Annotated in this window: 26 protein-coding genes and 1 pseudogene; 24 read left to right on the forward strand and 3 right to left on the reverse strand. The window is 38.6% G+C overall.

The features are described from left to right. Positions 1-426 precede the first annotated feature (426 nt). The 3 genes from L655_RS0120600 to L655_RS0120610 all read left to right on the forward strand — a co-directional run bounded on the left by L655_RS0120600 (position 427) and on the right by L655_RS0120610 (position 2,397). A complete protein-coding gene (locus tag L655_RS0120600) occupies positions 427-771 on the forward strand; it encodes a hypothetical protein (protein WP_024606141.1) in 345 nt (114 codons plus the stop codon). Positions 772-1,089: 318 nt separating this feature from the next. Continuing rightward, positions 1,090-1,494, forward strand: coding sequence for a hypothetical protein (locus L655_RS0120605; RefSeq protein ID WP_002958658.1), 405 nt, complete (start codon positions 1,090-1,092; stop codon positions 1,492-1,494). A gap of 138 nt (positions 1,495-1,632) precedes the next feature. Beyond that, a complete protein-coding gene (locus L655_RS0120610) occupies positions 1,633-2,397 on the forward strand; it encodes a 2-keto-4-pentenoate hydratase (RefSeq protein ID WP_024606142.1) in 765 nt (254 codons plus the stop codon). An 8-nt stretch (positions 2,398-2,405) separates the two neighbouring features. On the opposite strand, the gene L655_RS0120615 is transcribed toward L655_RS0120610, so the two are convergent. Next, the gene (locus L655_RS0120615; RefSeq protein ID WP_024606143.1) at positions 2,406-3,059 is read right to left on the reverse strand and encodes a DUF6058 family natural product biosynthesis protein; all 654 of its coding nucleotides are present in this window, start codon (positions 3,057-3,059) and stop codon (positions 2,406-2,408) included. Between the two features lie 171 nt (positions 3,060-3,230). Here L655_RS0120615 and dapA point away from each other — a divergent pair, with 171 nt between their 5' ends. The 21 genes and pseudogenes from dapA to L655_RS0120720 all read left to right on the forward strand — a co-directional run bounded on the left by dapA (position 3,231) and on the right by L655_RS0120720 (position 21,751). Then, positions 3,231-4,148, forward strand: coding sequence for a 4-hydroxy-tetrahydrodipicolinate synthase (gene dapA, locus L655_RS0120620; RefSeq protein WP_024599906.1), 918 nt, complete (start codon positions 3,231-3,233; stop codon positions 4,146-4,148). A 118-nt stretch (positions 4,149-4,266) separates the two neighbouring features. Continuing rightward, positions 4,267-4,980, forward strand: a complete 714-nt coding sequence (locus L655_RS0120625; RefSeq protein WP_171972323.1) for a beta-ketoacyl synthase chain length factor — start codon at positions 4,267-4,269, stop codon at positions 4,978-4,980. Next, positions 4,973-5,755 (forward strand): lysophospholipid acyltransferase family protein, encoded by a 783-nt coding sequence (locus L655_RS0120630; RefSeq protein WP_024599908.1) that lies wholly within the window; start codon positions 4,973-4,975, stop codon positions 5,753-5,755. Before L655_RS0120625 ends, L655_RS0120630 begins: the two co-directional genes overlap by 8 nt. Beyond that, entirely contained in the window at positions 5,752-6,009 is a 258-nt protein-coding gene (locus L655_RS0120635) for a phosphopantetheine-binding protein (RefSeq protein ID WP_002958649.1), read from the forward strand. The genes L655_RS0120630 and L655_RS0120635 overlap by 4 nt, the downstream gene beginning before the upstream one ends. A 21-nt stretch (positions 6,010-6,030) precedes the next feature. After that, entirely contained in the window at positions 6,031-6,276 is a 246-nt protein-coding gene (locus tag L655_RS0120640) for an acyl carrier protein (RefSeq protein WP_002958648.1), read from the forward strand. Positions 6,277-6,280: 4 nt separating this feature from the next. Next, positions 6,281-6,847 carry a hypothetical protein gene (locus L655_RS0120645; RefSeq protein WP_024606145.1) on the forward strand — a complete coding sequence of 189 codons (567 nt, stop codon included), beginning with the start codon at positions 6,281-6,283 and terminating at the stop codon, positions 6,845-6,847. Beyond that, entirely contained in the window at positions 6,840-8,204 is a 1,365-nt protein-coding gene (locus tag L655_RS0120650) for an AMP-binding protein (RefSeq protein ID WP_024606146.1), read from the forward strand. Before L655_RS0120645 ends, L655_RS0120650 begins: the two co-directional genes overlap by 8 nt. Next, positions 8,188-8,553, forward strand: a complete 366-nt coding sequence (locus L655_RS0120655) for a thioester dehydrase (RefSeq protein ID WP_024606158.1) — start codon at positions 8,188-8,190, stop codon at positions 8,551-8,553. The genes L655_RS0120650 and L655_RS0120655 overlap by 17 nt, the downstream gene beginning before the upstream one ends. After that, complete coding sequence (locus L655_RS0120660) at positions 8,546-9,295, forward strand: glycosyltransferase family 2 protein (protein ID WP_024606147.1); 750 nt, start codon at positions 8,546-8,548, stop codon at positions 9,293-9,295. Before L655_RS0120655 ends, L655_RS0120660 begins: the two co-directional genes overlap by 8 nt. Continuing rightward, the gene (locus L655_RS0120665; RefSeq protein WP_024606148.1) at positions 9,285-10,253 is read left to right on the forward strand and encodes an acyltransferase; all 969 of its coding nucleotides are present in this window, start codon (positions 9,285-9,287) and stop codon (positions 10,251-10,253) included. The genes L655_RS0120660 and L655_RS0120665 overlap by 11 nt, the downstream gene beginning before the upstream one ends. Further along, a complete protein-coding gene (locus tag L655_RS0120670) occupies positions 10,246-11,790 on the forward strand; it encodes an aromatic amino acid ammonia-lyase (RefSeq protein ID WP_024606149.1) in 1,545 nt (514 codons plus the stop codon). Before L655_RS0120665 ends, L655_RS0120670 begins: the two co-directional genes overlap by 8 nt. Beyond that, a complete protein-coding gene (locus tag L655_RS0120675) occupies positions 11,783-12,211 on the forward strand; it encodes an acyl-CoA thioesterase (RefSeq protein WP_007580812.1) in 429 nt (142 codons plus the stop codon). The genes L655_RS0120670 and L655_RS0120675 overlap by 8 nt, the downstream gene beginning before the upstream one ends. A 23-nt stretch (positions 12,212-12,234) precedes the next feature. Beyond that, the gene (locus L655_RS0120680; protein ID WP_024606150.1) at positions 12,235-12,744 is read left to right on the forward strand and encodes an outer membrane lipoprotein carrier protein LolA; all 510 of its coding nucleotides are present in this window, start codon (positions 12,235-12,237) and stop codon (positions 12,742-12,744) included. A gap of 46 nt (positions 12,745-12,790) precedes the next feature. Beyond that, positions 12,791-15,031 (forward strand): transporter, encoded by a 2,241-nt coding sequence (locus L655_RS0120685; protein WP_024606151.1) that lies wholly within the window; start codon positions 12,791-12,793, stop codon positions 15,029-15,031. Between the two features lies 1 nt (position 15,032). Beyond that, positions 15,033-16,271 carry an NAD(P)/FAD-dependent oxidoreductase gene (locus L655_RS0120690; protein ID WP_024606152.1) on the forward strand — a complete coding sequence of 413 codons (1,239 nt, stop codon included), beginning with the start codon at positions 15,033-15,035 and terminating at the stop codon, positions 16,269-16,271. After that, positions 16,259-16,819: a DUF3261 domain-containing protein gene (locus L655_RS0120695; protein ID WP_024606153.1), complete on the forward strand. Its 561-nt coding sequence runs from the start codon at positions 16,259-16,261 to the stop codon at positions 16,817-16,819. The genes L655_RS0120690 and L655_RS0120695 overlap by 13 nt, the downstream gene beginning before the upstream one ends. Then, complete coding sequence (locus tag L655_RS0120700) at positions 16,816-17,985, forward strand: beta-ketoacyl-ACP synthase (RefSeq protein ID WP_024606154.1); 1,170 nt, start codon at positions 16,816-16,818, stop codon at positions 17,983-17,985. Before L655_RS0120695 ends, L655_RS0120700 begins: the two co-directional genes overlap by 4 nt. Continuing rightward, positions 17,978-18,433, forward strand: a complete 456-nt coding sequence (locus L655_RS0120705) for a hotdog family protein (protein WP_024606155.1) — start codon at positions 17,978-17,980, stop codon at positions 18,431-18,433. The genes L655_RS0120700 and L655_RS0120705 overlap by 8 nt, the downstream gene beginning before the upstream one ends. After that, complete coding sequence (gene fabG, locus L655_RS0120710) at positions 18,430-19,155, forward strand: 3-oxoacyl-ACP reductase FabG (RefSeq protein WP_024606156.1); 726 nt, start codon at positions 18,430-18,432, stop codon at positions 19,153-19,155. Before L655_RS0120705 ends, fabG begins: the two co-directional genes overlap by 4 nt. Continuing rightward, a pseudogene (locus L655_RS01000000125975) lies at positions 19,155-20,356 on the forward strand (beta-ketoacyl-ACP synthase). Before fabG ends, L655_RS01000000125975 begins: the two are co-directional and overlap by 1 nt. 90 nt (positions 20,357-20,446) lie before the next feature. Then, positions 20,447-21,751 carry a DEAD/DEAH box helicase gene (locus L655_RS0120720; RefSeq protein ID WP_002958629.1) on the forward strand — a complete coding sequence of 435 codons (1,305 nt, stop codon included), beginning with the start codon at positions 20,447-20,449 and terminating at the stop codon, positions 21,749-21,751. A gap of 31 nt (positions 21,752-21,782) precedes the next feature. On the opposite strand, the gene L655_RS0120725 is transcribed toward L655_RS0120720, so the two are convergent. Together L655_RS0120725 and L655_RS0120730 are read right to left on the reverse strand one after the other, a co-directional pair. After that, complete coding sequence (locus L655_RS0120725; protein ID WP_024606157.1) at positions 21,783-23,282, reverse strand: amidase family protein; 1,500 nt, start codon at positions 23,280-23,282, stop codon at positions 21,783-21,785. A gap of 77 nt (positions 23,283-23,359) precedes the next feature. Further along, the coding region (locus L655_RS0120730; protein ID WP_024604693.1) for a transposase at positions 23,360-23,920 on the reverse strand (561 nt) is incomplete at its 5' end.

The following is a 23,920-nucleotide window of genomic DNA, read 5'->3' on the forward strand; positions in this document are numbered from 1 at the left end:
CAGTTAAAATACTTTTATACGATGGCAGAAAGCCTCATTCTAGAACCTCGAAGGGAGCGAAGTTTTCCTCGCTCAGTCAAGCCAAGACCGCAGCGGTACGCTAGAAATAAAAAAGCCGTTCACCTTAAGTGAACGGCATTACCTATTAGGACTCTTTTTTGTTAATGCACAGTGCGTCGAAATCAAAAGAGGTTCATAACTTTATTAAGAGTCGTTTTGCTATCACAACCCACCCAAATAAAGAACACATTTAATTTGTTGTTTACATTAAAGTACTCTGGTGTAAATATAGAAACACTCATGGGCACTGTTAAATGCCTTAGTCATGAAAAGTATAGTGATCGATATAACATCAATCACTAGCTGAAACTCACAGCCAAAAAACCTTAATAGCTTTAAGCTGTAGCAATTTATATGGAAATAATAATGAAAAAATTAATCGCCATTATAGCGTTGTTAGGCTTTGTTTCATTTGCACAAGCAAATGATAGTTTTGTAGTGAACGCCAAATTTTATGATAATAAAAACCTAATTGGCTCACCTACTTTAGTTGTAAACTCAAATGAAGAGGCATCAGTTTCAGTTAATAATTCGTATAGTTTTGCTCTTATAGTAACGCCAATTGATGATTCTACTGTTAGTTTAGCAACTGAGCTGAAGCTAGGTGGAAAGCACATGGCTCCCTCTTTAGTTGTTGAACTAGGCAAAGAAGCAAGTATCAACATTGATGGTAAAGAGCTTTCGGTTGTAGTAAGTAAATCAAGCAGTTAATAAGTTAATAAGTTAATAAGTTAATAAGTTAAAAATTAGGAATGTAATTAATGAGAAACTCAAGAAATGAGATAGTAAAATACGGAGTATCCTTCGGTACGGCCTTAGCAATTGCTATTTCATGGAGTGCTAATGAGTCTGTGTTATGGGCTATTTTGCACGGTTTTTTATCTTGGTTTTATGTTATTTGGCATGTAATTACGCGATAAGTGTTTTCGCGGGTGCGCAGATTGATTATGTAAGCTGCGGTCAATGTTAATAGTCGAGCAATTATCATTTAAAACAATTAAGCTAAAAATATAAAAGGAATAATTAATAATGAAAGGTGCTGGTGGAAGCTCTGGTGGTATAGGGCATTTTTTTATTGGTCTAATTATGATGTGCGGTGGCTTTTATATGCTGCTAAACGCAATTTCGGTGACCTCTAATTTTGGACTAAGTTCTCGCATTTATAGTGTTAATGCTTTAGGTGGCTTTGGCGTTACAGGCGGCATGGTTATGATCCCGTTTATTTTTGGTGTAGGTCTGATTTTTTATAATTCTAAAAATATTTTAGGCTGGGTGCTATCTCTTGGCTCGTTAACCGCACTCATATTTGGCGTTATATCGAGTGTTCGATTTAGTATGCGAACTATGACGTCGTTTGATTTGATTGTTATTATAATTTTAGCGTTTGGCGGCTTAGGGCTGTTTTTACGTTCGCTTAAATCTATTGATACTTAAATAATTACCACGCTTTGTTTTAAATACAATTTTAATTATAGGCATTTAACATGATGTTCCAATGCCTAAGCTAATACATTAATAATGTAACCCTTCCTATTTACTGCTTAACCAGTAACGTATTTTAAAGAGATTTATGTGAACAACTCAATACAGCTAAAACTAATTGCTACTCACTTATTAGCACAAAGAGAAGAAAACCCAGCACGTTCAAACCTTCCTAAAGAGTTAGTACTAGACTCGACTGACGATGCGATAGAAGTACAAAAGTTGATGATTTATTTAAATGATCAAACCGTATATGGCTGGAAGTGTATGCTGCCTTTAGATGATGGCTCAATTATATTAGCGCCTCTTTTACATGCACCTATAAAACAAGCTGAAAATTGCCCACTGTATACAACAAACAATAAAGCGCTTATTGAACCAGAAATTGCATTTATTTTGCAAAGCGATTTACCAAGTAATAAAACCTATACAAATGAAGACGTAGATACTGCATTTGCCAGCGCCCATTTAGCACTTGAGCTTATTCAAAAAAGGTTTGATGAAGACACTCCAAGCACTCACATTGAAAAGCTGGCCGATGGCCTATCTAATCAAGGCGTGTATTTAGGCCCGCAAATAGATAAAGCCAAAGCGTATAACGCAAGTACTGTAAATATCAACGTTAAGCAAACTGAGCTGGAGTTAAACTTGGCAGGTGTGCATCCTGCAGAACTTGCGCAGCTTCCACTTTATTGGGCGGTTAATTACTTATCAGCAAAGGGAACTAATTTAAAAACTGGGCAAGTGTTTATAACAGGCTCTTATTGTGGTGTTGTTGAGCTTAATACAGATCAGTTAACCACGGTTAGTTACGAAGACTTAGGGTCTGTTAGCACTACGTTTTTATCAAAGTAAATTTAGCGTTACTTAATAGATAAATCATATTTTAAAATAAGCGCATCTATGTAACGGGTGCGCAAAGTGTGTTGTTTTTCATGATCGGCGCCATGCCCTAACGCTTTGTTTAAAAGCTTCATGGCGGGGTGTAGTTGTGCTCTTTCTTCTTGGTTTAAACTCGCTTTACTGCGCAGTTCTGTAATGTCGTCAACTAATAGTCTGCCAATATCTACCGAGACTATTTCGTCTATTAAACCATTCTGAGTAAGTACACCGTACTTACTGCATAAAAACTGTTGCCAAATTTGCTGTAAGTGCTCGTCTATTTCACAGCCAAATAGCTCTTCGCTAAACGCAAATCCTTGCTGAGCGAGCTTAGTTAGGCTTGCAGTATATTGCTGTGCAAAATAATTAAAAGCGTGGCTTGATGATTCTATTTTTTGTTTTAAAAGACCCAGCCCCCAATTAACACAGCCGCGCGGGTAATAGTCGTCATACTCTTCGCATTCATACAAGCCTGAATATGAGCTGCAGCTAAGTTGGCTTTTAATACAGTAACTTGGTTTTGGGAAAACACTTCGCTCTTGCCAAGCTAAAAGTGTATCTGCATCTATATTTAATGCTTGGCACAGTTCATCGGTGTTATAAAAATGAGTTGCTAAGTAGTCAGATAAACGCATAAAGCCTCTGGTATCGTTAAAAATAAAATACTGTTTATATATACAGTTATTCATTTTGTATTACCAAACTTAATAATACAAGAGATTTTATAATTAAATGTAGGCTTACACCTCCAAAAGTACCCGCAATTATGTTACAAATAGCGCAAGTTTTACAAATAATGATTTTTTATGCGCACCCTAGAGAAAATTAAACAAGCAAGCCTTATTACAGCTATTAAAACGCCATACTTAGCAAACGGTGAAATAGATCTCGCAAAGTACGATGAACTCGTAGAAATACAAATTGCAGCGGGCGTTGATGGCATTGTAGTCGGTGGCACAACAGGCGAAGGCCAGTTAATGAACTGGGAAGAGCATTTAATGCTTATAGCGCACAGTGCAAACAAGTATGGCGACAAACTGGTTATTGTTGGTAATACCGGTAGTAACAACACCCGTGAAGCTATTAAAGCAACTAAGTATGGCTTTGCCAGCGGTATGGATGCAGCACTGCAAATTAACCCGTACTACGGGCGTACGTCAATTGCGGGTGTTAAAGAGCACTTTAAGCGTGTGTTAGATATTGGACCTGCCTTTATTTACAACGTAGCAGGGCGCACAGGTCAAGACCTAACACCTGATATTATTGAGCCACTGGCACAGCACGAGCATTTTATTGGTGTTAAAGAGTGTGGCGGCAATGAACGCATAGCCCATTATGAGCAGCAAGGTATTGCATGTTGGTCGGGTAACGATGACGAAAGCCATGATGCGCGCCACACACATAAAGCGCACGGTGTTATTTCGGTTACATCTAACCTTATTCCTGGTTTGTTCCGTCAGTTAATGGATACTAAAAATGATGAGTTAAATACCTCATTACAACCATTAATGAACTGGTTGTTCTGCGAGCCAAATCCGATTGCTATTAATACCGCCATGATGATGACAGGTGCAGTAAACCCCGTATTTAGATTACCGTACTTACCGCTTAGTGATGAGCAGCAAGCTCAAGGCGAAGTGTTAATTAATGAGTTAAATAATAACGATGTTGTTGGCGGTACAGCTAAGTGTTTAAAGCAGAATGATATAGCTCTACTTTCATAATAATATGAGCAGGCACTGAACAACTCGTTAGTTCAGTGCCTTTTGTTAATGATTATTTACTTCTATTGCTAAAATCGGTAAAATTCCCTCCCTTATATCTTATAAAAGATGCAGAGCTGTGAAATTTGTTGTTGAAGAACTCGCTATATGGATAAAGCCCGAACAGCGACAAATAAAAGAGAGTAATTGGTTTGATTCCTCTGTATTAAATCTTAGTTGGGTACCTGCTATGCAGCGACGCCGAATGACTTCCTTTATCAAAATGGCACTCTTTAGTGCTCATCAAGTAAGTACTCAAGGTAACTACGTTAATTTACCGAGTGTTTTTTCTTCTCGCCACGGCGATTTTCACAAAACGTCCAACTTACTTGTTGATGTAGTTAATGATCAGCCACTGTCGCCCACTGGTTTTGGGTTAAGTGTGCATAATGCCGCATCGGGACTTTTTGGGATAATACAGGGTAATACAAGTGCTACAAATGCTATTGCTGCAGGAGCCGAAAGCTTTATTTATGCACTAGTAGATGGCTTTGTTAGACTTGCTGATAACGATCAGCAACACATGTTAATAGTTCATACGGATGAGACTCTCCCCGATATTTACGCTCAGTATGCCGATGAACAGCAAATAGCACACTCTATTGGTTTAATAATAAGAGCGCCGCAAAAAGGCGAACCGCATTTTAGTTTAAACAAAGTATTTAACTCGGGCGTGGGCGAAAGCGACTTACCAATGAGTATTCAATGCGCTAAAGCTTTGCATGAGCGCAGCAATACATTACTTGTTCATAACACGCTTGAGCACGATTGGCAGCTTACATACCATGCTTAAAAATGCGCAAAGGTTATGTGGATTGGTTTGGCGGATTATTGCTACTGCATTTTGCTTCTCAGTTTTTGGGATTGGTGGTTTAGTATTAGCTTTTATTATTTTTCCTGCTCAGCGCGTATTTCAAAGTGACTCAGTTAAGCAAAAAATCAAGGCTCGAAAAACAGTACATTACAGCTTTAAGTTATTTGTTGGTTTAATGCATTTAACGGGCGTTATTAGATTTCATGTTGAAGATAAAGCAAAAATTGAAGGCTTAAAAGGGCAGCTACTATTGGCAAACCATCCTTCTTTGATTGATGTTGTTGTTTTAATTTCGGTAGTAAAAAATGCTGATTGCGTAGTAAAGGCGCATTTATTTAAAAATCCTTTTATGCGCGGCGTTATTAAAAGCACCGGCTACATAAGTAATGACGATCCACAGGAGCTATTACGAGAGTGTGAGCGCAGTTTGCAAAAAGGTAATAACTTAATTGTATTTCCTGAAGGTACACGGACAGAGCCTCACAAAACATTAAAGTTTAAACGGGGCGCTGCAAATATTGCAATTAGATGTCATGCGCCCATTACTACTTTTTTAATTAAAATGAAACCAAACACTTTAACCAAAGGTACACCTTGGTATAAGGTCGCGCCATATCAGGCGCATTTTACAATGAGGCTCGCAAGCCAGCAGTTTAATTGTGCAACGTACGACAACGATATGCCAGCGATGCAATCACGCCAATTGACTAAAGATTTACAACATTACTTTACACAAGAGCTAAAAAATATATGAGCGAATTAAAAGAACAAATAAAACAACTGATTATCTCAAGCCTTGATCTTGAAGACATGACCACTGCTGACATTCAAGATGATGACGCTTTATTTGTAGATGGCCTAGGGCTAGACAGCATAGATGCATTAGAGCTTGGCCTTGCGATAAAAAAACAATTTGATGTGAAAATAGATGCAAACTCTGAGCAAACTAAAGCGCACTTTGCCTCAGTTAATTCTTTAGCAAAATTTATTGAACAAGCACGTTCTTAATATATAAAAGTAGGAAGAAAGATGAAAACCGCTGCTGAAATTTATGATGTATTACACGGCATTTTAGAGAACGAATTTGAAATAGACCCAGAAGATATTAGCTTAGAGGCTAACCTGTACCAAGATCTTGATTTAGACAGTATTGATGCAGTTGACTTAGTTGTGAAATTAAGAGAAATCACAGGTAAAAAAATTGAGCCAGATGCCTTTAAGCTCGTGCGCACAGTACAAGACATAGTTACCGAAATAGAAAAGTTAGTTAACTAATACTATGTTAAAAGCAGTTTTAACAACGTTAATTATGATTTGTTTGGCTTGCTACCCTCTTATTGTGTACGTAGGCCTTACGCGTTTTAATAGTCAGTTTATTACAGTATTACTGCTATTTATACTCGGGGTTAGACTTTGGTTAAGCAGAGCCTTGTTTGATAAAATGCCGTGGTTAAAGCCAGCTACATTTTTAGCAGCCATTACTATTGTGATTTCCAAGGTAATGGATAGCGACTTAGGGCTGCGCTTGTACCCCGTAATCATTAATTTAGTTATGTTAATTGTGTTTGCGTATTCTTTGTATAAAGGGCCTTCTATTATTGAAACCTTTGCGCGTATCACTGAGCCCTCACTTGATGAAAACGGTGTAATTTATACAAAAAAAGTAACGCTAGTGTGGTGTGTTTTTTTTGTATTTAACGGTGGTATTGCCCTATACACCAGTATTTTTAGTAGCCTAGAAACATGGGCTTTTTATAATGGTTTTATTGCTTACTTAGCTATGGGCACATTGTTTGCCATAGAATGGCTAGTCAGACAAAAAGTAAAAAGGAACGCCGGTGTTTAATGCTTTTCAAAGTAATGCGATAAGAACGTGCTTTAATCATACTGATAATGATATTTCGGAGCGTCAGTTTGTTAGTGATATAAACGAAGTTTTAGCTAAACTATCAACGTTAAACGCTAAATCATCAGTTGTTTTATACACCACAGACACTTACAAATTTGCCGTGTACTTATTTGCTTTGGCACTACACGGAAACACAGTGATTTTGCCGCCTAATGGGCAACCTGCAACGTTAAACTCCTTGCTTAAACAAACACCTTTTTTTATTGGTGAGTCTGAATTAGTAGCCGATTTAGAGGCTGATTTTTTAGATATAGGAACCTTAGTCAATCAACCTCACTTTGTGTCTATTGAAACAATTAAATGGCCTCAAGAAGGCACAATTGTTTTTTACACGTCGGGCTCGTCGGGTAAAGCAAAGCCAATTGTAAAAACGTGGCAGGTAATAAATAAAGAATTAAGTACATTAATTAATAGCTACGCACTGATTGATAATACTATTTTTATAGCGAGTGTTTCGCATCAGCATATATACGGCTTATTGTTTAGATTATTGTGGCCATTACATGCAGGAAAGATTGTAAATACAGAGCTATTGCATTACCCAGAACATATAGCTACAAAGCTCAAGTTATTTAAAAAAGTAGTGTTTGTTTCAAGCCCAGCGCAGTTAAAACGGTTATGTATTGATAATGTTTTAGTGGATGATAAGTCTCATTTACAATGGATTTTTTCATCAGGCGGACCGCTATTAAACGAAGATGCTGTATCGTTGTTTACGCAATTAAATAAACCAGTTACACAAGTTTTTGGTAGTACCGAAACCGGTGGTATTGCATATCGACAAGTTACTTCACTTGAAAAGGTTAGCCTTTGGCAGCCATTTTCGGGTATTAAAGTACGGGCTTTGGATGATCAGCGTTTAATTTTAAACTCACCGCTCGTTCGCGACAAAAATTACCCTTTAGATGATAGAGGCGAAGTACTTAAAAATGGTCAATTTAGACTATTAGGCCGATTCGACCGAATTATAAAATTAGAAGAAAAGCGATTAAGTTTAGATGAGCTAGAACAACATTTGTGTACTAGTGAGTGGGTAAGTGAAGCTAAAGTAATCGCCTTGCCTGGTGAGCGATTAATTGTAGGCGCTATTGTTGTGCTTACGCATAAAGGGCAGATGTTTTTTAATGGTGACGGTAAGTTAGCTACAAATAATTTATTAAAAGCGCATGCATTAGCGCGCTTTGAGCGAATTTGTATCCCTAAAAAGTGGCGTTTTGTAGAGCAATTACCATACAACTCACAGGCAAAGTTAAATTTAAAAGCATTGGAGAGTCTTTTTGCAAAAGTTGACTAAAACACAGCCTGATTTACTGTCTTGTGAAAAAGCAGAGCAAAAGTATAAATTAAGCTTACTAGTTCCTCATGATTTAGATTATTTCAAAGGACATTTTACGGATGGCCCAATACTCGCAGGTGTTGTGCAATTAGACTGGGCTGTGGCTGCAATTTGTAAATATTATAATGTTCAGCAACCTGTTAAAAATGTTGAAGTATTAAAATTTCAGGTAGTGATTACCCCAGGTATAACAATCGAATTATTGCTTGAGCAAAAAGCAGAGAATAAATATACCTTTTCGTATAATTCAAACAAAGGACAGCATGCATCTGGCCGTGTTGTTTTTGATAGCCTGATAAATGAATAACTTTTGTATTGTTATCCCAAATTATAATCACGTTACGGTTATTGATGATGTACTGAGCCAATTATCGTCATTTAATCTTCCTATTATTATGGTTGATGACGCAAGCAACGCCGAAGCTAAAAATGTGTTCAGTAAGCTTGATGCAAAACACGCGCAGTTGAGTGTAGTTGCCCACGACGATAATCAAGGCAAAGGCGGCGCGGTACAAACAGGCTTAAAGCAGGCACATAAGCTAGGTTTTTCGCATGCGATACAGATTGATGCAGATGGGCAGCATGACTTATCTGATATTAAAAAACTAATAGCGCTTTCAAACGCTCAGCCTAAAGCGCTTATCAGCTGTTGCCCAATATATGACGATTCAGTGCCTAAACACCGTTATTTAGCACGTTATTTAACGCATGTTTGGGTATGGATTGAAACGTTAAGCTTTACAATTGTAGATTCAATGTGTGGCTTTAGAGTGTATCCGCTTGAGCAAAGTACAAAGCTAATTGATGAGGTATCGCTTGGAAAACGCATGGATTTTGACCCCGAAATTTTAGTGCGTTTATATTGGCGCAATGTGCCTTTTGTATTTTTACCTAGCCAAGTAATTTACCCCGAAAATGGGCTTTCTCATTTTCAGCCATTACACGATAACGTGCGTATTTCGTGGTTACACACCCGCTTGTTTTTTGGAATGTTGATTCGCTCTCCTGTGTTAATTTGGTATAAATTAAAGAGGCGTTATGGCGGCTAAACACTGGTCTAAAATGCAAGAGCGCGGTAATTTCTTAGGTATTCAAATACTGTTATTTGCTCATAAATTACTGGGTAGAAAAGGGCTGTGGATTGTTTTGTTTCCTGTGGTTTTTTATCTTTTTTTAACAGGAAAAGTAGCGCGTGTAGCATCTAAAGTGTTTTTAGAGCAAGTTAATGTTTACCAAGGCTGCAAACAACCTGTTACGTTTAAAATGCAATTAACGCACTTTTGCAGTTTTGCAGATAGCGCATTAGATAAAATTGATGCTTGGCTTGGGCGAATAACTCAACGTGATATTAAATACACGAATGAGCATTTATTTGCTGAGCTAGATGAGCAAAATCAAGGGGCTATTTTTATAGGTTCCCACTTGGGTAATTTAGAGGTGTGCAGGGCACTTAGCCAGCACCGCAGCAGTAAAAAAATAAATGTACTGGTGTTTACCCATCACGCTGTTGAATTTAATAAAATGCTTAAAAAGATTAACCCAGATGTGTCGGTTAATTTAATACAAGTGACTGATATGGGGCCTGACTTAGCTATTTTACTAAAAGAAAAAGTAGAGCAGGGAGAAATAATCGTTATTGTTGGCGACAGAACAAGCACAACAACGGCTTCTCGGTCGGTACAGGCACCATTTTTAGGCAAAAATGCCCCATTTTCACAGGGGCCTTTTATATTAGCCGCGCTGCTTGATTGCCCTGTTTACTTTTTGTTTTGTTTAAAAGATAAAAAAAGCAAAAAGTATCAAGTGATATTTGAACATTACAGCCAATCATTAAAAATGCCTCGACGAGAGCGACAGCAGGCGCTAACACTTATTATTACTGACTATGCACAGCGTTTGAGTTATTACGCAGCTTTATATCCTTATCAGTGGTTTAATTTTTACGATTTTTGGAAAAGTGATCAGCAGGTAGTGCGCGATCAATCAATGGAGAACAAGTGTGACTGAACAAAATATACAGCTTTTTGGCAATCAGCGATTATCAATTGAAGATATTGTTCGAGTTGCCTTTAATGAAACACAAGTGCAATTAAATAGCTGTGAAACCTTTAGCGTTAAAATTAATAGCGCTTTGCGTTTTTTAGACACACTTTTAAAAGAAGATGGCGTAATTTACGGCGTTACAACTGGTTACGGTGATTCTGTAACGGTGGCTGTACCCCTTGATTTAGTTGATGAACTACCTCTGCATTTAACTCGTTTTCATGGCTGTGGACTCGGGGATGTATTTAATAAAGTGCAAGGGCGTGCAATTTTAGCGACCCGTTTAACATCACTTTCACTGGGCTACTCTGGTATTAGCTGGGAAATGCTGCACCTACTTAAAGATTACTTAAATAACGATATAGTGCCTGTGATCCCACAAGAAGGGTCAGTAGGTGCCAGTGGCGATTTAACACCGTTATCTTACGTTGCAGGTGCGATGGTAGGCGAGCGTGATGTGTTTTACAAAGACCAAGTACGTAACAGTGCTGAAGTTATGAAAGAAGTTGGCTTAGAGCCACTAACACTAAGGCCAAAAGAAGGTCTTGCGGTTATGAATGGCACAGCGGTAATGACTGCATTAGCGTGTTTAGCGTTTGATAGGGCTAATTACTTAGCTAAACTGGCAAGCCGTATTACTGCATTATCAAGCTTAGCGCTTAAAGGAAATAGCCATCATTTTGATGAGATATTATTTTCAGTTAAGCCACATCCTGGGCAGCAACAAATTGCTCGTTGGATAAGAGAAGATTTAAACCATCACGATCACCCTCGTAATGCAGACAGACTTCAAGATAGGTATTCAATCCGTTGTGCACCGCATGTTATTGGTGTGCTGCAAGACAGTCTGCCGTTTTTTAGGCACATGATAGAAAACGAGCTTAACTCAGCAAACGATAACCCAATAATTGACGGCCAAGGTGAGCATGTATTGCACGGCGGGCATTTTTACGGAGGCCACATTGCAATGGCAATGGATAGCATGAAAACAGCCGTTGCAAATCTTGCTGATTTAGCCGACAGACAAATCGCGTCTTTGGTTGATACTAAGTACAACAATGGGCTACCTTCAAACTTGTCTGATAGTGCACCAGAGCGCCGTTATATTAATCATGGCTTTAAGGCTGTTCAAATTGGCTGTAGTGCTTACACTGCTGAAGCATTAAAGCTAACCATGCCGGCCAGTGTTTTTTCTCGCTCTACAGAGTGCCATAATCAAGATAAAGTGAGTATGGGGACTATTGCGTCTCGCGATTGTTTACGTATTTTACAGCTAACAGAACAAGTATTAGCAAGTACGTTATTAGCAAGTATTCAAGGTGTTAGATTGCGTATAAAACAAGGCGATCTTGAGTTTTCGACTTTAACGCAAGATATGCAAAACATGTATACCGATATAACTGATTACTTTGAAAACCTCACTGAGGATAGACCAATGGAAGCCGTGCTAAGGCAAACAATAGGGTATATTCAAACTAAACGTTGGGCGTTGTATGAATAGTAAAGGTGCATTATTAACGCATGTGGTAGAAATTGAAATTCCATTTCATGACTGCGACCCAATGAATGTTGTATGGCATGGTAATTACCCACGTTATTTAGAAGTAGCGCGCTGCGAGTTACTGCGTTTATTTGATTATGATTACCCGCAAATGCATGAATCGGGCTACGCGTGGCCAATTGTTGATATGCAAATAAAGTATGTTGCCTCAGCAGTATTTACTCAAAAAATTAAAGTAGCGGCTTATTTAAAAGAATACGAGAACCGACTACGGATTGATTACGTAATCACTGACTCGCTAACTAATAAGCGCCTTACTAAAGCCTCAACCACGCAAGTTGCGGTTGAGGTTAGCTCTAAAGAAATGCAATTTGAATCACCCGCTATTTTATTTAATAAGTTAAAAGCGGTTTTGAATTAAATTTTTATTTTATAGGCGATTAAATGAATTTTTTAAAATGTTTTACATTGAGCATAGCTATTAGCTTTTTACTGTTTTGCACTGTAGTAAATGCAGCAGCTATTAAAGGTGAGTTTAAGCAATACAAGCAATTTAATGGATTTGCTAAGCCTTTTATTTCGTCGGGTGTTTTTTCGTTAATTGATGAAAAGCTAATTTGGCAAGTGAAAATGCCTGTTGAGAGTATGCTCATAATAGAAAACGGCAAAGTGCTTGCACAAAATGCCAATGGTGAGTTAATACCACAACCCGGTAGCGAGCAATTTGTAGGATTACTGAGTGACTTACTCAGCGTAGATATGAGTGCGCTGGAAACTCGTTTTGATATTGCTAAAATGCAAGGTAGCTGCACACAGTTAACACCAAAAGAAACGATGTTACAGCAATTATTTAGTGATTTTATTTTATGTGAAGCTGCTAAGCAAGTGAGCAGTATTGTACTAAATGAGCACTCAGGAAATAAAACAAAAATTGAGTTTACTTATCCCAAATAAAATTATGTTTTTAAATAATGCAGTGGTTAATTAAGGGAATAGTGCAGTGACAAAACGAATTACCGTTATTGTTGGGTGGTTTAGCAGTTTAATTTTACTTTTTGCTGCTGCTTTTTGGTTTTCTAAACCAACGTTTAGCGCCGATATGTTTAGCTTATTGCCAAAGTCGCACTCCCAAATTGCACATGCGGAAGATGTCTTTTTTCAGCAAAATGCTAACCGTATTATGTTCTCATTTGCAGGAAATAATAAAAATAAAGCATTTGATGATTTCCAAAAATGGCTTGACGTTAATGCAATTAAAAGCACATTTAACTTTCCGTCCGTTAACGATTTAGCGCAAACATTCTCACCTTTCAAACATGCGTTATTAAGTGATACTTACAAGCAAATATTAAGCGAAAAAACAACGTTTGAACATTATTACCTTGAGCAATTAAATCAGTTAGGCAACCCATTTGTAAGTGCTACCTTAAGCAAAGATACAAGTTTGAGCTTAGCGGCATTTATAGAAGATAACTTAAGACAAAGCCAATTGTTTACGCTTGAACAAGGTCGTTTAACTCGACGTTTAAAAGGCATTGAATACCGTGTTATTTTGGCAAATTTAGCGCCTGAATATTTAGGGGTTAATAAATCAATTGATTTAGCAGATACAATAATTAAACAGATCAATATCCTTAATAAAACCTACCCTGATTTAAGCATTACTTACTCTGGTGTGCTACTTCATACGGCTGAAAATGCTAAACAAGCTAAATACGAGATGAGCCTGTTTGGTGGCATTAGCTTATTAGCCCTTATTGTTATGGTATTTTGGGTATTTAGGCGTTTAAACAGTATTTTATTGGCAAGCTTTACCGTACTAAGTGCACTTATTGGCGGCGCTATCGCTATGGTGTTGCTGTTTAATACTATTCATTTATTAACGCTTGTTTTTGCAGTTACCTTGATTGGTATTGCCATTGATTATGCATTTCATGGTATGACAGACTTAGCCAAAAAAGAGCATGAAAAAGGCTACAGCAGAGGGACACAATCTGCGCTTTTACTATCTCTTATTACTACTACGCTGGGTTATCTCTGCTTACTAGGTGCGCCACTAACGTTATTATCTCAAGTCGGTGTGTTTGTTATTGCGGGTTTGGTGAGTGCTTGGCTATTTACAGTTTTAGTTTTGCCATTGTGGCAATCTACACTCACGTTATCGCCTTCGAGTTTATTGATGAGTCAAAAGCTCATTCAGGTTTTTTTACACTGCAATAGTTTAAAAAAGCCAATACTAATTACGTTATTAGCCCTTATAAGTGCGTTATTTTTAATAAAACCTATTAGCTTTAATGATGATGTAAAGCTATTAAACGCGAGCCCCGAGCATCTAATGCTAAACGAAAAAAAGCATTTGTTATTACTTGGGCAATGGGATAGCCAAATTGTTTTTATGTTTGCAGATAGCGACGAAGCGCTTTTACAAAAACAAGAACAATTTTTAAAACGCTTAACGCAACTAAACCCTAATTTTAAACATAATAGCATTAGCCATTGGTTGCCTAGTTTACAAAAACAGAGGGATAACCAAGCCTTGTTTGAACAGGCTAAAAACGAAGGGACTTTGGATATTGCAGAGCGCGTTACGGGGCAAGCGTTAGCAAGTACAAAGGCACCGTTATTAACTTATGAAACACTCGCCACGAGTACATTTAAACCATTACTGCTTTCTCAAATGGTTATTGAGTCAGAACAATCGATAACATGGGTGTCTATTTCGGGTATTTCAGCTGATCAACTAATTAATGAGGTTGAAAAAAACAATGGAATTTACCTTTATAATAAACCTAAACAAATTAGTGCTTTATTAAGTGATTACCGTGAATATTTACTATTAAGCCTAGTGCTTGCGGGTTTTATTAGTTGGCTGCTTTTTAGTTGGCGATTTACGATTAAGATAGCGCTGCTGCAGGTGACCATTTTATCTGTTGTGGTGTTGAGCATGCTTTGGGTATGTAATGCGATTCAAGGTAGCTTGTCGTTATTTAATTTACTCGGTGCGTTACTTGTTATTGCATTAGCAATTGATTACCTCGTTTTTTATCAAATAAATAAGTTAGAGCCCAAAAATGTGTTAGCGATTAGCTTATCGGCTGCGTCATCAATGTGGGTATTTGGGATGTTGAGTGCATCTGATACACCGGCTATTTTTAGCTTTGGGCTGAGTGTAATGGTAGGGATTTTAGCTATTTACTTTTTATCACCGCTGAGTGTTTTAAAGCCTCAAAAGGAACAATAATTTGAATAACCTTGAGCAGTACGATGTTGTTGTTATTGGCGCTGGGCCTTCGGGTGCATTGGCTAGTAGCCTTTTAGTACAAAAGGGATGGCGGGTGCTGGTACTTGAACAGCAGGCGTTTCCACGTTTTTCAATTGGTGAAAGCTTACTGCCGCAATGTATGGCGTTCTTAGAAGAGGCGGGCTTAATCGATATACTGCATAACAATGCAGCGACTTTAGGTTTTCAGTTTAAAGATGGCGCTGCTTTTCATCGGGCAGGGCAAAATACGACTATAAACTTTACCGAAAAATTTACTAAAGGCCCAGGCACTACGTATCAAGTGAAAAGAGCTGACTTTGACAAATTATTAGCAGACAAAGCACAAGGACAAGGCGTAGAGATCAGATATAAGCACACCGTGGTTGACTACTGTGATGAGCCAAATGGTGCATCATTAGTGGTACACAATGAGCAGCAACAAGCTTACCGCGTTAATGCCCGATTTGTATTGGACGCAAGTGGCTTTGGGCGTGTATTACCAAAATTGTTAGATTTAGAACTTCCCTCTAGCTTTCCTGTTCGCAGCGCTTATTTTAGTCATTTTAAAGACAATATTAGTGATTCAAGCTTCGATCGTAATAAAATTTTGATTACCGTGCACCCTCAATATTCTGATGTGTGGTATTGGCTTATTCCCTTTAGTGATGGTACTGCGAGTATTGGGGTGGTGGCGCAGTCAGAGCGTTTTAATGACGACGAATCTAGCGATTTACTAAATCAATTTATAGAGCAAGATCCTTATTTAAAAACACTGTTAGCACAACGAGAGTTATTAACTCCAGCAAAAAATATTAAAGGCTACTCGGCAAATGTGAGTAAGTTATATGGTAAGCACTTTGCTTTATTAGGTAATGCGGGGGAATTTTTAGATCCGGTATTTTCATCAGGTGTAACAATTGCACTTAAATCTGCAAATTTAGTTGCTCCACTTGTTGATTGCTATTTAAAAAACGAAGTCGTCGATTTTGACACTCACTACGCACAGCCATTACAAGCTGGAGTTGATTGTTTTAGAACCTTTGTAACAGGATGGTACGATACGCGTTTTCAGGATGTAATATTTTACTCTGAGCAAAATACTCAGGTACGAGAAATGATTAGTGCTATTTTAGCGGGCTACGCATGGGATACAAATAACCCATTTGTTGCACAAAGTGAACGCCGTTTAAATGTCTTGGCTCAGTTATGTCAAAATTAATTAAGTATGCGGTGTGTAGTGTATTCATATTTGCTGTATTGAGCGCCTGTACGAGTTTTACAGCATCTAAGAATAGAGTGTATCTATCACCTAATATTCAATTAAATATTAATAGCGTGCCAGCACAAATGTTTGATAGGTCTTGGCAGCATGTTTTGTATATTACAAATCAGCAAAAAACACATACTGTATTTGCCCAATTAGCTATAAATGACAAAGGTGCAATTAAGTTATTGTTAATGACAGTACAAGGCTTTCCAATTATGGAGCTTGAAAAACCTTTAAATGGCCCGGTAAAAACACGAAATATGCTGGCGGTAGAAGGGATAGACCCTCATTATATCTTGGCGGATATTGCATTAGTACATTGGCCAGTAGCATTTTTACAAAAGCAGTTAGAGGGTGCTTTAATAGAGCAGGTTGGCTCTAATCGGGAAGTATTTAACGATGAGGGTACATTTATCACCATTGACTATAGTGGTGAGTCGACAACGTTGAACAATATTTTACATCAGTATCAAATAACATTTAAAAAGGTAGAACAGTGACATATTGGCTGAATGATTTAGGCATTGTGAGCGCGATGGGCATAGGCCAAGATGCAACCACAACAAGCTTAAATAAATATAAACCTGCAACTCCTTTATTAACTTTAAATACAAGTTTAAGTGCTGAGCAAACTCCGCTTTATGTTGGGCAAGTTCAGTCTATTGCTTTATCAAATAATAAACGTATCAATACATTTATTGATCTAGCTTTAGAGCAGATTAAGCCAACCTTAGATAAACTTTCGCATATTGATAAGTCGCGTATCGCAATTGTAATGGGTACTAGTACATCAGGTATTCATGATGGTGAAAGAGCGCGTAAAAGCTATGAAAGTACAAAACTCTGGCCTGATGACTTTAGTTACAGTGATCAAGAGTTAGCTACACCCGCTCATTACATTGCACATAAAATAGGGGCTCTAGGGCCTTGTTACAGTATTTCTACTGCGTGCACGTCGAGTAGCAAAGCGTTAATTAGCGCCCGAGCTTTGCTAAATGCTGATTTAGCCGATGTGGTAATTTGTGGTGGTGCGGATAGTTTGTGCCAATTAACAATTAATGGCTTTGATTCGCTCGCTTCATTAAGCTTGGGTTTATGCCAGCCTTTTTCTAGCACCAGAGACGGCATAAATATTGGTGAAGGGGCCGCTTTATTTGTAATGACTAAAAATATGCCAATAACAAATAACGGCGTTATGTTACTAGGCTGTGGCGAAAGTTCAGATGCGCATCATATGTCAGCCCCCGATCCTAATGGGGTGGGCGCCCAAGCCTCAATGGAAAAAGCACTAAAAAGTTCAAAGTTATCCTGTGGTGATATTGATTATATTAACGCTCACGGTACGGCTACTGTAAAAAATGACGAAATGGAAGCACTTGCAATTAATCGCGTGTTTGGCAACAATACCCCGCTTAGCTCTAGTAAGCATTTAACAGGGCATACCCTTGGTGCTGCAGGCGCTATTGAAGCCGGTATATGTTGGTTATTATTAAAAGACAGCGGCCAACATATGCTGCCATATAACGTGATTAAAGAAGGCAGTGATTTGGCTGATATAAAAATAATAAAACAAGCGTTTAAGCCCGCTCTTAAATACTGCTTATCTAATTCATTTGCGTTTGGCGGTAATAATGCCAGCTTAATATTGGGAGTTAACGTTGACTAATTACCTTATAGAGCAAGTAGTCCCGCATGATGCGCCAATGATTTTAATAGATAGCCTTTTGACATACAGCGAAGATGAAGCTCAGTGCGGAGTTACTATAACTGAGCAAAGCCCTTTTTTTAGTCCTGCGATTAATGGCGTACCTAGCTATATTGGTGTTGAGTACATGGCGCAGTCTATTGCCGCTTATGCTGGTGCGTTGGCGAATGATGAAAATAAACCTGTAAAAATTGGTTTTTTAATTGGCACGCGAAAATATCAAACTTATCAACCGGGTTTTAAAAACGGCAGTAAGTTGACTATTGAAGTGAAAAAACTATATCAAGAAGAGTCAGGTTTAAGTGTATTTGAATGCCAAATACTCGCGTGTGAAACTCTACTTTGCCAAGCAAAAATTAATGTATTTCAGCCTGAAAACCCGTTGGAATTTATAAGAGAAAATCAATGACAAAAAGAATTTTAGTTACGGGTTCAAGCCGTGGCATTGGTAAAGCTATTGCGTTAAAACTTGCTGAGCAAGGGTTTGATATTGCAGTACATTGCAGAGCAGGTGTTGAGCAAGCTCAAGCAACATGCGATGAAATTAATGCATTAGGTAGAGCCACCAGTTTATTACAATTTGATGTATGTGACAGAGAGCAGGCCAAAACACAAATAATAGAAGATATAGCTCAGCATGGCGCTTATTACGGCGTGGTGTGTAATGCAGGTATTACTAACGATATGGCATTTCCTGCTATGCAAGGGGAAGACTGGGATTGTGTAATACGTACAGGCCTTGATGGGTTTTATAATGTAGTACACCCAACTGTAATGCCTATGGTACAAAGCCGTAAAGGTGGGCGCATAATTACAATGTCATCGGTATCGGGTATTGCCGGTAACCGAGGGCAAGTAAATTATAGTGCAGCAAAAGCCGGTATTATTGGGGCCACTAAAGCACTTGCATTAGAATTGGCAAAACGCAAAATTACAGTTAATTGTGTGGCACCTGGTTTAATAGAAACCGCGATGACTGATGAATTACCTATTGATGAAATGATGAAAATGATACCCCTAAAGCGCATGGGGAGCGTTAAAGAAGTCGCAGGCACAGTCGCTTTTTTAATGTCTGATGATGCAGCTTACATAACACGCCAAGTGATTTCGGTTAATGGTGGCATGGTTTGATTAAACGCGTTGTTGTAACAGGCATGTCTGTGGTCACTGCATTGGGCGATGATTGGTCTGAATTTAAACAAGCCTTAATTAAAGGCGAAAATGCTGTTGTTACTATGCCAGAGTGGGATATAGCCGACGATCTCAATACTCGTTTAGCCGCGCCAGTTAAACACTTTGAACGACCAAGTCATTATAAACGTAAGCAAATCCGTTCAATGGGGCGAGTGTCACTTATGTCAACTCGTGCTACTGAGTGCGCACTTGAACAAGCCAAACTACTCGAGCACGAAAGTCTAACAGATGGCTCTACGGGCATAGCATATGGCTCATCTACTGGCTCTACTGCGCCATTACTCGCCTTTGCAAATATGATGGAAACGGGGTCGATGTCAGGTGTAACAGCAACGAGTTACATTAAAATGATGGCGCATACTGCCCCTGTAAATGTGGGTGTGTTTTTTGGTTTAAAAGGGCGTGTTATAACAACAAGCTCTGCTTGTACATCGGGATCTCAAGGAATAGGCTACGCCTATGAAGCGATTAAGTTTGGCCGACAAAAAATAATGGTGGCTGGNCCGCCGTATTTGATACGCTTTATGCTACATCTACACAAAATCAAACACCAAAAAAAACACCAAGACCTTTTGATAAAAATCGCGATGGCTTAGTGATAGGCGAAGGCGCGGGTACACTTATTTTAGAAGAATATGAACATGCAAAAGCGCGCGGAGCAACAATATTAGCTGAGGTGGTTGGTTTTGGTTGTAATTCTGATGGGCAGCACGTTACTCAACCAACATCAAAAACAATGCAACTAGCGATAGAAATGGCACTACAAGATGCCAATCTAGAATCAGAAAAAATTGGTTACGTTAATGCGCATGGTACATCAACAGATAAAGGTGATATTGCCGAGTCTCACGCAACGTTTAGAGCATTGGGCAGCAAACCTATTAGCTCGTTAAAAAGTTATTTGGGGCATACATTAGGTGCTTGTGGTGCAATAGAAGCATGGGCAAGCATTAATATGATGGCTGATAACTGGTTTGCACCAACAATTAATTTAGATAACGTTGATGACGAATGTGCTCAGCTTGATTACATAAGGCATCAAGGGCGTGAGATTAATACCGATTATGTGATGAGTAATAACTTTGCGTTTGGTGGTATTAACACCTCTTTAATATTTAAACGCTATAAAGTAGATTAAACACGTTAAAAGATAAGTTATGACTAACTGTTAGCTCGTTTTTACTGTATAATTTGCGACCCTTGATAATGTGGCCGTAGGTTATACAGCATGAATTTTAAATCTTTTAGTTTCGCTCCTGAAATCATCCAGGCGTTGGACGAACTTAACTATCACACCCTTACGCCCATTCAGCGCGCAGCAATTCCTGCTGTTCGTAAAGGTAAAGACGTTTTAGCCAGTGCACAAACTGGTACCGGCAAAACTGCCGCGTTTGCTTTACCTATCATCCAAAAATTGGTTGAGTCTGAACTCAGCACAACTAATGCACCTCATGCATTAGTACTTGCACCAACGCGTGAACTTGCAGAACAAATAGCTAATAACTTTAGAGATTTTGCAAAGCATACATCACTTAAAGTCGTTAGTTTATTTGGTGGTGTGAGCACTGCTGGCCAAGCAAACGCTTTAAAAGAAGGCGTTGATATTGTTGTTGCAACACCGGGTCGTTTATTTGACCATATTCGCCTAGGTAACTTAAGCCTTGCAAGTGTTAAGCACCTTGTTCTTGATGAAGCTGACCGTATGCTTGATATGGGCTTTATCGAAGATATGCAAAACGTCATTAAAAGCTGTGCAGAAGAGCGCCAGATTTTACTTTTCTCAGCGACTTTCCCTGCAGCAATTAAACAATTTGCATCTAAAGTATTGAAACAAGCTGAAATAGTACGTGTTGATCAAACTAACAGTACAGCAAGTACAGTTGAACATGTTGTTTACCCAGTTGAAGAACGTCGTAAGCAAGAGCTACTTTCTGAATTGATTGGTAAGAAAAACTGGCAACAAGTGCTTGTATTCGTAAACATGAAAGAAACCGCTGACGAGCTTGTTAAAGAGCTTAACCTTGATGGTATTCCGGCAGGCGTTTGCCACGGTGATAAATCTCAAGGTAACCGTCGTCGTGCTTTACGTGAATTTAAAGAAGGCAAGGTACGCGTATTAGTAGCTACAGAAGTGGCTGCTCGCGGTATCGATATTGATGGCTTACCACGTGTAATTAACATTGATTTACCATGGCTTGCAGAAGATTACGTTCACCGTATTGGCCGTACAGGTCGTGCTGGTCGTCAAGGTCAAGCAATCTCATTTGTAAGCCGCGAAGAAGAAAACACTTTGTTTGAAATTGAAACGCTAATCGGCCAAAAAATCAAACGTGTATATTTAGAAGGTTATGAAGTAAGTAACCGTGAAGTACTCATTGATAAAATTGGTAAAAAACCAGCGCATTTACGCCGTACACGTTCTAACAAGTTATCAGGACAAGCAACCGGTGAAGCGAGAGCAGTAAATCGTTCACGTATTTCAAGCGTTCGCAAAAGCTTAAAAGGCGAAAAACTGTCACTTAAAAAGTCATAGTTAACGCCGTTTAGTTTAAAAAAACCTGAGTTTACTCAGGTTTTTTTGTGCCTGGTGACAACACCTCATCAATAATATTTGCGTATAAATAAGCCGCTTGCTCGTCCTCTTTATTTGCTATTATGGATAAACCAACCGGTAAACCACTTACTTTTCCAACCGGTAGTGTTATGTGCGTTGTGCCTGCAATAGCAGATAACGAACTACTACTGCCATTAAAATTATCACCATTAACTAAGTCTGTTTTCCAGGCGGGCGATACTGTAGGCGCTATAACAATATCAAGCTTGTTGTTTTTATATACATTAACGATGGCTGTCGTTGCTAAAGTACGATAGCGTTCTTTAGTCTCTTGGTATTTTTGTTTGTTAGTTAAATCAATAGCCTGCGATTGAACAAGGATATCTTGCTCAAAGTGGGGCATTTCTGTATTTTTATTTTGAATATTAAAATTAATAAGTGCTTTTAGGCTTTTAACAGCTACTTGTGTTGGAGTGCTTGCGAGGTAGTGATTAATTTCGGCTTTGAAGTCGTAAAGTAAAATATAGTATTCATCAACAAATAGCGTATCTAAGTTGTCAGTAATATCTACATTAATAATAGTGTGCCCAGCCTGTTTTAATGCTTGTAACTGCTTGGCATAAAGGCGCTGCGTTTCAATTGTAAATTTATCGCTAGGTAGCGCACCTATAATAAGTGATGATTTTGATTTTAGATTACCTGTTTTTAATTCAAACCCTGTAGTTGTTGCATCAAGGGAGTCCTCACCTTGCAAAACAGATAAAACCAGCAGCGCATCTTTAAGTGAATGCGCCATCGGCCCTACTGAATCTTGGCTACTTGAAAGAGGTACAACGCCTGAGCGTGATACTTGGCCCATACTCGGTTTTATTGCATAAACTCCATTTACTGAGGCAGGGCACGTAATTGAACCGTCTGTTTCAGTCCCTAATGCTATGGGCGCAAAGTTAAGTGCTACCGCAACAGCAGAACCTGCACTAGAACCACATGGATTACGTGTTACATCGTGCGCATTATGTGTTTGTCCGCCTACGGCACTCCAGCCTGAAGATGAATAGGATGAACGAAAATTTGCCCACTCACTTAAATTAGCTTTGCCTAAAATTATAGCGCCTGCATTACGTAGTTGTTTAACAACAAAAGCATCATTATCAGTAACGTTATTTTTAAGTGCTAAAGAGCCAGCCGTTGTGGGAAGTGTGCCTTTAGTCTCAATATTATCTTTAAGAAGTACAGGTATTCCATGTAATGGTCCAGCCCAAGTTCCTTTAGTGGCAAGTTCATCTAGCGTTTTAGCTTGAGCAAGTGCTGTAGGCTCTAGACTAATAACTGCATTATATTGTGGATTAAGTTTATTAATTCGGTCTATATAATTTTGGGTGAGTTGCTGTGCATTAATAGAATTATTTTTATATGCACTGTGAATTTCACCGATGGTTTTTAGTTCTTGTGCTTTAGCGTTAAAAATTGCTAATACACTAAGCAGCGAAAAGGTAAATGTTTTGATCATTGTTGAGGTGCTTAAGTTGTTATTATTTTCTATACATTTAGCACAAAAAAGCCTCACAAAGTGATAACACCATTCAGTTAAGCATGCTTTGACTTAATGGTGTACCGAGTTTTTGAAATTCGAACGGTCCTACTTTTGGGCCGTTTTCTTTTTTCTGGAAGAATATAACGTTTCACTCGTTCTCGCATTGCCCTTAATTTCTTTGGAATTGAACCTGGCGAAGCGATGGCACACCAGAGTATTTCATCCTGTATATCCCGCAAAGCCATGACAAAACTAATTCTCAGCGGGGAGACTTTAGCCTCTTTGGCTATTCGACTTATCTCTACTCGAATTAAATTGTAGGCTAGCAATATACCCCATAGCTCTTGATTGACTCCATCCACAGTCTGACTACGCAAAAGAATACTATCCTCAAGCATCTGGTGTTTTATTTCTCCATAGCTATTTTCAATTTCCCAGCGCTCGAAATAGACATCAAGAATGGCCTGTGCACCAAAGGCCTGTTTATCATCCAAAGAGCACAGCAGACCTTTTATTTTTCCAGGCCCCATTGGCTCAGGATAAAGAACCAGTCTGGCCTGCCAGCACTCAGGAAGCGAAGGGTCTTGTTTTCTGGCATGCGCAGATACACTCAT

The sequence above is a fragment of the Pseudoalteromonas sp. TAE79 genome (genome assembly GCF_000498015.1).
Taxonomy (GTDB): Bacteria; Pseudomonadota; Gammaproteobacteria; order Enterobacterales; family Alteromonadaceae; genus Pseudoalteromonas.

Bases quoted from the DNA above. Each gene is read 5' to 3' on its own strand.
- L655_RS0120600 (WP_024606141.1), top strand. From the start codon at position 427: ATGAAAAAATTAATCGCCATTATAGCGTTGTTAGGCTTTGTTTCATTT.
- L655_RS0120605 (WP_002958658.1), top strand. From the start codon at position 1,090: ATGAAAGGTGCTGGTGGAAGCTCTGGTGGTATAGGGCATTTTTTTATT.
- L655_RS0120615 (WP_024606143.1), bottom strand. From the start codon at position 3,059: ATGCGTTTATCTGACTACTTAGCAACTCATTTTTATAACACCGATGAA.
- dapA (WP_024599906.1), top strand. From the start codon at position 3,231: ATGCGCACCCTAGAGAAAATTAAACAAGCAAGCCTTATTACAGCTATT.
- L655_RS0120630 (WP_024599908.1), top strand. From the start codon at position 4,973: ATGCTTAAAAATGCGCAAAGGTTATGTGGATTGGTTTGGCGGATTATT.
- L655_RS0120635 (WP_002958649.1), top strand. From the start codon at position 5,752: ATGAGCGAATTAAAAGAACAAATAAAACAACTGATTATCTCAAGCCTT.
- L655_RS0120640 (WP_002958648.1), top strand. From the start codon at position 6,031: ATGAAAACCGCTGCTGAAATTTATGATGTATTACACGGCATTTTAGAG.
- L655_RS0120645 (WP_024606145.1), top strand. From the start codon at position 6,281: ATGTTAAAAGCAGTTTTAACAACGTTAATTATGATTTGTTTGGCTTGC.
- L655_RS0120660 (WP_024606147.1), top strand. From the start codon at position 8,546: ATGAATAACTTTTGTATTGTTATCCCAAATTATAATCACGTTACGGTT.
- L655_RS0120665 (WP_024606148.1), top strand. From the start codon at position 9,285: ATGGCGGCTAAACACTGGTCTAAAATGCAAGAGCGCGGTAATTTCTTA.
- L655_RS0120675 (WP_007580812.1), top strand. From the start codon at position 11,783: ATGAATAGTAAAGGTGCATTATTAACGCATGTGGTAGAAATTGAAATT.
- L655_RS0120680 (WP_024606150.1), top strand. From the start codon at position 12,235: ATGAATTTTTTAAAATGTTTTACATTGAGCATAGCTATTAGCTTTTTA.
- L655_RS0120695 (WP_024606153.1), top strand. From the start codon at position 16,259: ATGTCAAAATTAATTAAGTATGCGGTGTGTAGTGTATTCATATTTGCT.
- fabG (WP_024606156.1), top strand. From the start codon at position 18,430: ATGACAAAAAGAATTTTAGTTACGGGTTCAAGCCGTGGCATTGGTAAA.
- L655_RS0120720 (WP_002958629.1), top strand. From the start codon at position 20,447: ATGAATTTTAAATCTTTTAGTTTCGCTCCTGAAATCATCCAGGCGTTG.
- L655_RS0120725 (WP_024606157.1), bottom strand. From the start codon at position 23,282: ATGATCAAAACATTTACCTTTTCGCTGCTTAGTGTATTAGCAATTTTT.